Here is an 8,748-nt window from a genome sequence, read left to right as displayed (position 1 = left end):
CGGAGGCGACGTAATTTTCCGGGAAGACCGAGATCTTCGGCTCGGTCTCGTTGATGTCCTTCAGGATGTCTGGTGGCGGCGCCTCGTAGTTCAGGCGAACTCCGGTTTCGGCGCTGGCGACGATCTTGCCGTCCTTGTCCATCAGCACCGCGACCGGCAAATTGCGGGACTCGGCGCCGGCCGTCATCAGCTGCAGGAACGTCATGCGGTCCTGGTCGTAGAGCGGCCGCGCATGGGCAAGGTCGTTGGCCATCGCCAGCGTGTCGCCGTTGATGAGCTGGGCGTGCTCCTGCATGTAGGCGCTGGCGATCGTCAGGGAGTTCTGGATCACCTGCTTGGTGGGGCCCGAGAACAGCCGGTCGAGGCCGCGCTCGATGGTGACATTGGCGACGATCGACACCAGCACGGCGGGCAGCACCGCGATCACCGAGAACAGGCCGACGATCTGGACGTGCAGCCGTGCCGCCGCCCGGCCCCGCCGCCTCGCCTGCACCATCTGCCAGACTTCCCGGACGATGATCCCGACCAGGAGCAGGATCGTGCCGGCGTTGATCATCAGGAATGAGCGGACCACCTCGGAGGTCGGCTCGATCGGGGTCAGGCCGGTCAGGACCACGAAGGTCAGGAAGGCGGACAGCAGCGCGATGGCCACGGCGAACGGCGCCAGCCAGCGGCGCAGCGGAAAGCCCCGCGCCTCTGCATGGGGCTCGGCCGGCGGCGCGTGTAACATTGAAGCGGTTGTCTCTGCGCTGGTCATACCGGCAATTGAGCTGAGTGCGATCGCCCGCGGGAATTGCGAACTGATGCAATCATATCACAATGTTGCCGAATTGCGACATTTCCGCGGCGCAAACCACAGTGCGGCGCCGTGTCCTCAAAACCATTTGTGACTACTCAATAACGGTGACTGAACCGCCCGAACTCACTGGAAGCTTCGGGTCTGATCAAATCAGAACCGAAGCTCTAGCCCTTTGTTCCAGCGCGTTTTCCTCACGCGAATCGGCGCCCGCTTTGCGCGAAAACGCCCTATCCGCCGCTCCGGTAGACCTGGATATCCAGGTCGCGGATCTTCTTGCGCAGCGTATTGCGGTTCAATCCGAGCAGGTCGGCGGCCCGGATCTGGTTGCCGCGGGTCGCCGCCAGCGCGGCGGTCAACAGCGGGATCTCGATCTCCTTGAGGATCCGGTGGTAGAGGCCGGGCGGCGGCACGCCATTCGGGAAGCCGGAGAAATGCGAGGACAAATAGGCCTCGACCGCACCGCCGAGATTGTCGACGCCGACGGTCGCGGTGCTGCCGGAGGTGACCGCGGGCGGCGCCAGCTCACCATCGATCACCGACGACGTGATGACGTCCTGCGGATAGAGCGCGGCGAGCCGGCGGGCGAGGTTTTCCAGCTCGCGGACGTTGCCCGGCCAGCGGTGCTGCTTGAGCCGCTCCAGCGCCTGGGCGTCGAGCTTCTTCGGCGGCAGGCCGTCCTTCTCGGCGAGCGAGAAGAAGTGCCGGATCAGGTCGGGCAGATCCTCGATGCGCTCGCGCAGCGGCGGCAGCCGCAGCGGCACCACGTTGAGGCGGAAGAACAGATCCTCGCGGAACAGGCCCTGCTGGATCAGGATGCGCAGGTCCTTGTTGGAGGCCGCGACGATGCGCACGTCGGTCTTGATCGGGGTGCGGCCGCCGACGGTGGTGTATTCGCCCTGCTGCAGCACGCGGAGCAGACGGGTCTGCGCCTCCATCGGCATATCGCCGATCTCGTCGAGGAACAGTGTGCCGCCCTCGGCCTGCTCGAAGCGGCCGGAGGCGCGGGTGTTGGCGCCGGTGAACGCGCCGCGCTCGTGACCGAACAATTCGGATTCGATCAGGTCGCGCGGGATCGCCGCCATATTGACCGCGACGAACGGGCCGTTGCGGCGCCGGCCGTAGTCGTGCAGCGCGCGGGCGACCAGCTCCTTGCCGGTGCCGGACTCGCCGGAGATCATCACGGTGAGATCGGTCTGCATCAGCCGCGCCAGCACGCGGTAGATTTCCTGCATCGCCGGCGAGCGGCCGACCAGCGGGATCGAGTCGAACTCGCCGTCATCGGCCGGGCTGGAGACCCGCTCCTTCGGCTCGGCCAGCGCGCGGCCGACGATGGTGATCAGCTCCTTCAGGTCGAACGGCTTCGGCAGATATTCGTAGGCGCCGCGCTCGGAGGCGCGGATCGCGGTCATGAAGGTGTTCTGCGCGCTCATCACGATGACCGGCAGGTTCGGCCGCATCTTCTTGATCCGCGGCAACAGATCGAACGCGTTCTCGTCCGGCATCACCACGTCGGTGATGACGAGATCGCCCTCGCCCTGGCTGACCCAGCGCCACAGCGTGGCGGCGTTGCCGGTCAGGCGCACCTCATAGCCGGCGCGCGACAGCGCCTGGTTCAGGACGGTCCGGATGGCTGTGTCGTCGTCAGCGACAAGTATGCTACCTGCAGGCATTGGTGTTCCTCATCGTGCGTCCTGAGAGGCAGGCGAGGACGTACCCGGAACGTCATCGCGGTTGCTATGGTCGTGTTGCTTGGCGGCGCTGTACATCGGCATCAGCACCCGGAACGTGGTCTTGCGCGGCTGCGACTCGCATTCGATGATGCCGCCGTGATCACCGACAATCTTGGCGACCAGCGCGAGGCCGAGCCCGCTGCCGGTCTGCTTAGTGGTGACGAAGGGATCGAACAGGTTCGGCAGCAGGTCTTCCGGGACGCCCGAGCCATTGTCCTTGACGCAGAATTCCAGCGGTAGCGAAACCCGCGACTTCTTGCCGGGCACCGACAGCCGCACGCCCGGCCGGAACGCCGTGGTGAGGTGTATCTCCGCATCGGTGCCGAGATCGGCGACCGCTTCGGCCGCGTTCTTCACCAGATTGAGGAACACCTGGATCAGCTGGTCCTGGTTGGCGAGCACCGGCGGCAGCGACGGATCGTAATCTTCGATGAAGCGGACGTTGCGGGCAAAGCCGGACTGCGCGAGCCGCTTCACGTGGTCGAGCACGGAATGGATGTTGACCGGACCTCGCGCCACCGGACGGTCGTCGCCGAACACCTCCATGCGATCGACCAGCGTCACGATGCGGTCCGCCTCGTCGCAGATCAGCCGCGTCAGCAGCCGGTCCTCGGAGGACGCCTGCTGCTCGAGGAGCTGCGCCGCGCCGCGGATGCCGGACAGCGGATTCTTGATCTCATGGGCGAGCATCGCGGCCAGCGCAATCACCGAGCGCGCCGCGCTGCGATGGGTGAGCTGGCGGTCCATCTTGTCGGCGATGGTGCGCTCCTGCAGCATCACCACGATGTGGCCGGGCCGCTCGGTCAGCGGCGCGACGTGCAGATCGACCTGGCGATCGCCGCCGATCCGCGGCGTGCCGAGATCGACCTTGTATTCGTTGACCGGCGAGCCGCTCGCGCGCACCTGCTCGATCAGCGCCAGCAGCGGGCTGCCGAACGGCACCAGCTCCTTCAGCGACTGCCGGCGCAGGAACTGGGTCGAGATCTCGAAGAAGGATTCGGCGGCGATGTTGGCATCGACGATCCGGCCGTCGGGTGCGACCAGCAGCACCGGATTGGGCAGCGCGTTGAGGATGGCCTCACCGTCGGTCGGCACGGGCCGGCGGAATTCCATGGCTGACGTCATGCGGCAGCACTCCAGGCAAAATCGTCGTAGGCGTCCTCGAGCGCGCGATGCACGCTGGACGGCTCCTCCGAGGTCAGGATCGCCTGCCGCCAGGTCTTCAAGGTTGCCGCCGGCGCGCAGCTATAGGCCGCGGCGGTCTCCAGCGCCCAGCCGAGATGCTTGCGCGCGTGCTTGAGCCCGATCCGCAGGCCATAGTGGCTGCAGACTTCATCATAGAGCGCGCGAACATGCCTGAGCTGTTCCGCGAGCGACGGCGCGACCTCGGCGACCCCGGTATCGAGCCGGCGGCCAATCTGGCCGGGGAGCCAAGGCTGGCCCTGCGCGCCGCGGCCGATCATGACGGCGTCGGCGCCCGACATCTCCAGTGCATCGACCGCCTTGTCGAACGAGGTGATGTCGCCGTTGACCACGACCGGGATCGTGACGGCGTCCTTGACCGCGCGCACCGCGCTCCAGTTCGCCTCGCCCTTGTAGAACTGGCAGCGGGTGCGGCCATGCACGGTGATCATCTGCACGCCAGCCGCCTCGGCGTGGCGGGCCAGTTCGGGAGCATTGAGCGAGCGGTCATCCCAGCCGAGCCGCATCTTCAGCGTCACCGGCACGTTGACCGCGGCGATGGTCGCATCGATCAGCGCGACCGCGTGGTCCAGGTCGCGCATCAGCGCCGAGCCGGACTGGCCGCCGGTGACGTGCCGTGCCGGGCAGCCCATATTGATGTCGATGATGTCGGCGCCGGCGCCCTCGGCAATCCGTGCGCCCTCCGCCATCCAGTGGGTCTCACAGCCGGCAAGCTGGACCACATGCGGCCCGATCCCGGCTGCCTCACAACGCAGCTTCGACATCGGCTTGCCGTTCACCAGATCGTCGCTGGCGGTCATCTCGGAGACCACCAGGCCGGCGCCCAAAGTGGCAGCGAGTCGCCGGAAGGGCGCGTCAGTGATGCCGGACATGGGCGCGAGGAGAACCCGGTTGGCGACAGCAATATCGCCTATCTTCAATGGGTTACGAGGAGTACTTTGCACGCCGGTCACAGCCGTCTCGTCGTTTTGCAGCCACGCCATTGCAGCTGACATCGTCTATTCTGCGCACAATTCTTGTGCAGTCAAGGCTCATGCCTACGGTTTAGACATTTCTATCACCGACGCAAGTGCACTGCAACAAAATCTGCTTTTCCCACAGTCAGCGGCAAACGCTCTGTTTTTGCGCAGCGGTCATGCTAAGGGCTGTGCGCGGCGGGCGATCCCGCCATCCCCCTCATCCCTGATTCGTCTGTCACTGGTTCAAAATGCCGAAGCCTGAGCGTACCGCAGCCATCCTTGTCGCAGCCGGTCGTGGACTGCGCGCCGGCGCAGGCGGTCCGAAGCAATACCGGACGATCGGCGGACAGACGGTGATCTATCGCGCCATGGAGGCGTTCTCCGGGCACCCTGACGTGTTTGCCGTGCAGCCGGTGGTCAATCCTGATGATGCGGCGCTGTTCAGCGCGGCCGTGGCCGACCTGCGTCATCAGCCGCCGACATCAGGCGGCGCAACCCGGCAGGCCTCGGTCCACGCCGGGCTTGAGGCGCTCGCCGGCGAGAAGCCCGACATCGTGCTGATCCACGATGCAGCACGCCCTTTCGTCACCGCAGCGGTGATCTCGCGCGCAATCGCCGCGGCCGGCCGGACCGGTGCAGCGATCCCGGTGATTCCCGTCACCGACACGATCAAGCTCACCGGCGATACCGGCGACGTCGAGGCGACGCCGGAGCGCGCGCGCCTGCGGATCGCGCAGACGCCACAGGCATTTCGTTTCGACGTAATATTGGAGGCGCATCGTCGCGCTGCGCGCGAGGGCCGCAGCGATTTCACCGATGATGCCGCGCTTGCTGAATGGGCGGGATTGACCGTTGCGACGTTTGAAGGCGATGCTGCCAACATGAAACTCACCACACCCGAAGACTTCGTGCGCGAGGAAGCGCGGCTCGCAAGCCAGCTCGGCGACATCAGGACCGGCACCGGCTACGACGTGCATGCCTTTGGTGACGGCGACCATGTCATGATCTGCGGCGTGCGCGTGTCGCACACCAAGGGATTCCTGGCCCACTCCGACGGCGATGTCGGGCTGCATGCGCTGGTCGACGCCATCCTCGGCGCACTGGCCGACGGCGACATCGGCTCGCATTTCCCGCCGAGCGATGCCAAGTGGAAGGGCGCCTCCTCCGACCAGTTCCTGAAATATGCCGTCGAGCGTGTTACCGCGCGCGGCGGACGGATCGCCAATCTCGAAGTGACCATGATCTGCGAGCGGCCGAAGATCGGTCCGCTGCGCGACATCATGCGGGCGAAGATCGCGGAGATCTCCGGCGTCCACATCTCGCGCGTGGCGGTCAAGGCCACCACCAGCGAGCGACTCGGCTTCACCGGCCGCGAGGAAGGCATCGCAGCAACCGCGAGCGCGACGATCCGTCTTCCCTGGGACGACAAGAGCTGGAGTGCCTGACATGGGCGGCAGCGACGCTCGTGCCCTCTCCCGCTCGCTGCTCGACCTGTGCCGGATGCGCAAGCTGACCATCGCGACCGCCGAATCCTGCACCGGTGGCCTGGTCGCGGGCGCGCTTACCGACATCCCCGGCTCGTCCGACGTTATCGACCGCGGCTTCGTCACCTATTCGAACGAGGCCAAGCGGGTGATGCTCGGCGTCAAGGCGGCGACGCTGGAGACGTTCGGCGCGGTCAGCAAGGAAACCGCGACAGCGATGGCGATCGGCGCGCTGGAAAAGGCCGGCGTCGACCTCGCGGTCTCGATCACCGGCATCGCGGGCCCTGGCGGCGCGACCCCGGGCAAGCCGGTGGGCCTCGTGCATTTTGCCGTTGCCGCGCGCGACGGCCGCATCCTGCATCGCGAGCAGCGATTTGGCGCGATCGGGCGCAGCACGGTGCGGCAACGTTCGGTGGTCGAAGCGCTGCGCATGTTGATGGAGCTTGCGCGCCCGCCGCAGGCCGCCAAGCCGCGCCGTGAGACTGCCAGCCGGTTACGCCCACGTGTAGCCCGTTCGCCGCGGAGCCACGCCGCGAAACGTCGGCGGCCGCCGCGCGGTTAGACCCACCCAAGTCGAGCCGCACGAGCGACGACCCCGCGATACCTTCGAGTCGACTGCGACCCAGTGCCGCCCACCTCTGGTGGAACGTTGACGTCGCCTCGCCGTTTTCTCCTGATCCAACTCTGCTGTTTCAACTGTTCTTCGAACAGCAAAATCCCACAACAAGGAGAAAATGATGAAGTTGGGAACTTTGGTCGTGGCCGCAATCACCGCTGGCGCTATGACGCTGTCGACTGTTGTCCCTTCGTTTGCCGCGCCGCTCGCGCCCGCCGCCCGCTTGCAGGACCAGCCTACCTCCGTTGAGCATGTGCAGTATCGCCACTGGCATGGCGGCCCGCGTTACGGCCATCGGGGTGGATACGGCTACCGCGGCGGATATCACCACCACCACGGTGGCGGAAACGGCGCTGCGGTCATCGGCGGGCTTGCGGCCGGCGCGATCATCGGCGGCGCCATCGCGGCGAGCCAGGCGAAAGCCAACAACGACGCCTATTGCTCGCAGCGTTTCCGCACCTACGACCCGGCTTCCGGCACCTACATCGCGTCCGGCGGCGTGCGGCGTTCCTGCCCGTGATTAAGCATCTGGGCATCGCACGCAGACCGCTGCGATGCCCTTTCTCCTTCCACGTCATTGCGAGGAGCTCGCGACAAAACTGCAAAGCAATTTTGCGCTGAAGCGACGAAGCAATCCATGCCACCGCCGGCGTGGTGAGATGGATTGCTTCGTCGCTATCGCAATGACGGATGGAGTTACGAAACGGCCGGCTTGCCGTAGACTTGGTCCGCGCGCTTCTCGAACGCGTGGGCGAACCGCCCGAATGCGGCGTCGAACATCGAGCCCATCAGCATCGCCAGCATCCGGCTCTTGAATTCGTAATTCAGGAAGAAGCCGACATCGCATTCGGTCTCCGACTTCGGCTCGAAGCTCCAGCGATTCTCCAGATTGCTGAACGGGCCGCGGAGATATTCGACCAGGATCTTCAGGTTGGGTCGATCGAGCGTCACCTTGCTGGTGAAGGTTTCCCGCACCAGCTTGAAGGAGACCGTCATGTCGGCGACGACGACCTCGGTGCCGTCGTCCTTCGGCGTGCGCTGACGGATCTTGAGCGCCTGGCACAGCGGCACGAACTCCGGATACCGCTCGACGTCGGCGACCAGATCGAACATTTGAGGCGCGGTGTGGCGAACCCGACGCTTGCTGGAGAATCGTGGCATCAGTGGATACTCGCACGGTTTGGCTGGAGTGCGAGGTTGTTCAGATAGCCGTCGGCCTGCGCTCGATCGGTAAAGCAGACCAGCGATTGATCGGCACGCAATCCCTCGAAATATTCGATCAGCTTCGGCCGCTGCTGCCGGCGATAGGTCCAGACGTAGCGGAAGAATTCCAGATCGATCTTCTCCGGGCAGCCTTCCGCCATCTCCGGCCGCACCTGGCCATAGCTCGCGGCAATACGCCCGAGGATTCCGAGCATGCAGGTCGATCGGGGCAGGTCGAACCAGATGATCGTATCGGAGAGTTCTCTGCGTAACGCACCCGCACCACTCTTGGTGTAGTTCCCATCCATGATCCAGCGCGGCTCTCGCGCCGCTGCGGTCATGCGGCGGTTGAATTCGTCCTTGTCGGACTCGACCCAGCCCGGCTTCCAGAACAGCGCGTCGATCGACACGGTTGGGATGCCTGTCAGGGCGGACAGCCGCCGCGCAAAGGTCGACTTGCCGGATCCCGACGATCCCATCACCAGAACGCGCTGCATTGGTCCCGTCCAAGGTTCGGTCAAGGTTCGGTCGAGGCTCGATCAGGGCTCGATCCGGCAACGGCGCATGATGGCGCCGGCTTCCCGCTCTCTATCAAAATCTAGCGGCCGCGTGCCGTGCGTGCCGCCTGCAGTTTCGCAAAATCCTCGCCGGCATGATGCGACGAGCGTGTCAGCGGACTCGCCGACACCATCAGAAAACCCTTGGTATAAGCAACGCGCTCGTAGCCCGCGAATTCGTCAGGAGTCACGTAGCG

At 65.5% G+C, this 8,748-nt stretch carries 8 protein-coding genes and 2 pseudogenes; 3 read left to right on the top strand and 7 right to left on the bottom strand.

All coding sequences use genetic code 11. The annotated features are described in order from the left end of the window. The 4 genes and pseudogenes from QMZ05_RS39380 to dusB form a co-directional block, all read right to left on the bottom strand. Nucleotides 1-757: pseudogene (locus QMZ05_RS39380) on the bottom strand (PAS domain-containing sensor histidine kinase); the annotation flags it as partial. Between the two features lie 269 nt (nt 758-1,026). Then, nucleotides 1,027-2,469, bottom strand: a complete 1,443-nt coding sequence (gene ntrC, locus QMZ05_RS39375; RefSeq protein WP_050419700.1) for a nitrogen regulation protein NR(I) — start codon at nt 2,467-2,469, stop codon at nt 1,027-1,029. 9 nt (nt 2,470-2,478) lie between these two features. After that, nucleotides 2,479-3,654, bottom strand: coding sequence for a nitrogen regulation protein NR(II) (locus QMZ05_RS39370; protein ID WP_163151507.1), 1,176 nt, complete (start codon nt 3,652-3,654; stop codon nt 2,479-2,481). After that, nucleotides 3,651-4,652, bottom strand: coding sequence for a tRNA dihydrouridine synthase DusB (gene dusB / locus QMZ05_RS39365; protein ID WP_353705652.1), 1,002 nt, complete (start codon nt 4,650-4,652; stop codon nt 3,651-3,653). The genes QMZ05_RS39370 and dusB overlap by 4 nt, the downstream gene beginning before the upstream one ends. 287 nt (nt 4,653-4,939) lie before the next feature. Between dusB and QMZ05_RS39360 the strand changes: the two genes are divergently transcribed. The 3 genes from QMZ05_RS39360 (at nt 4,940) to QMZ05_RS39350 (ending at nt 7,311) form a co-directional block, all read left to right on the top strand. Beyond that, on the top strand, nt 4,940-6,136 hold the full coding sequence (locus QMZ05_RS39360) for a bifunctional 2-C-methyl-D-erythritol 4-phosphate cytidylyltransferase/2-C-methyl-D-erythritol 2,4-cyclodiphosphate synthase (protein ID WP_353705651.1): 1,197 nt from the start codon (nt 4,940-4,942) through the stop codon (nt 6,134-6,136). Nucleotide 6,137: 1 nt separating this feature from the next. Further along, on the top strand, nt 6,138-6,737 hold the full coding sequence (locus QMZ05_RS39355; RefSeq protein ID WP_029084148.1) for a CinA family protein: 600 nt from the start codon (nt 6,138-6,140) through the stop codon (nt 6,735-6,737). Between the two features lie 172 nt (nt 6,738-6,909). Next, on the top strand, nt 6,910-7,311 hold the full coding sequence (locus QMZ05_RS39350) for a BA14K family protein (protein ID WP_353705650.1): 402 nt from the start codon (nt 6,910-6,912) through the stop codon (nt 7,309-7,311). Between the two features lie 176 nt (nt 7,312-7,487). Here QMZ05_RS39350 and QMZ05_RS39345 read toward each other — a convergent pair whose 3' ends face one another. The 3 genes and pseudogenes from QMZ05_RS39345 to QMZ05_RS39335 form a co-directional block, all read right to left on the bottom strand. After that, entirely contained in the window at nt 7,488-7,952 is a 465-nt protein-coding gene (locus QMZ05_RS39345) for a type II toxin-antitoxin system RatA family toxin (protein WP_353705649.1), read from the bottom strand. Next, complete coding sequence (locus QMZ05_RS39340; RefSeq protein WP_353705648.1) at nt 7,952-8,491, bottom strand: DNA topology modulation protein; 540 nt, start codon at nt 8,489-8,491, stop codon at nt 7,952-7,954. The genes QMZ05_RS39345 and QMZ05_RS39340 overlap by 1 nt, the downstream gene beginning before the upstream one ends. 101 nt (nt 8,492-8,592) lie before the next feature. Continuing rightward, nucleotides 8,593-8,748: pseudogene (locus tag QMZ05_RS39335) on the bottom strand (lipoyl synthase); the annotation flags it as partial.

Origin of the sequence: Bradyrhizobium sp. INPA03-11B, from assembly GCF_040446015.1 — a bacterium.
In the GTDB taxonomy this organism is placed as follows: Bacteria; Pseudomonadota; Alphaproteobacteria; order Rhizobiales; family Xanthobacteraceae; genus Bradyrhizobium; species Bradyrhizobium macuxiense_A.
Note: the sequence above shows the minus strand (reverse complement) of the source record. Positions and strands in the feature narration are given on the sequence as shown.

Coding starts and splice junctions, on each gene's coding strand:
- ntrC (WP_050419700.1), bottom strand. CDS start 2,469: ATGCCTGCAGGTAGCATACTTGTCGCTGACGACGACACAGCCATCCGG.
- QMZ05_RS39370 (WP_163151507.1), bottom strand. CDS start 3,654: ATGACGTCAGCCATGGAATTCCGCCGGCCCGTGCCGACCGACGGTGAG.
- QMZ05_RS39360 (WP_353705651.1), top strand. CDS start 4,940: ATGCCGAAGCCTGAGCGTACCGCAGCCATCCTTGTCGCAGCCGGTCGT.
- QMZ05_RS39355 (WP_029084148.1), top strand. CDS start 6,138: ATGGGCGGCAGCGACGCTCGTGCCCTCTCCCGCTCGCTGCTCGACCTG.
- QMZ05_RS39350 (WP_353705650.1), top strand. CDS start 6,910: ATGATGAAGTTGGGAACTTTGGTCGTGGCCGCAATCACCGCTGGCGCT.
- QMZ05_RS39345 (WP_353705649.1), bottom strand. CDS start 7,952: ATGCCACGATTCTCCAGCAAGCGTCGGGTTCGCCACACCGCGCCTCAA.
- QMZ05_RS39340 (WP_353705648.1), bottom strand. CDS start 8,491: ATGCAGCGCGTTCTGGTGATGGGATCGTCGGGATCCGGCAAGTCGACC.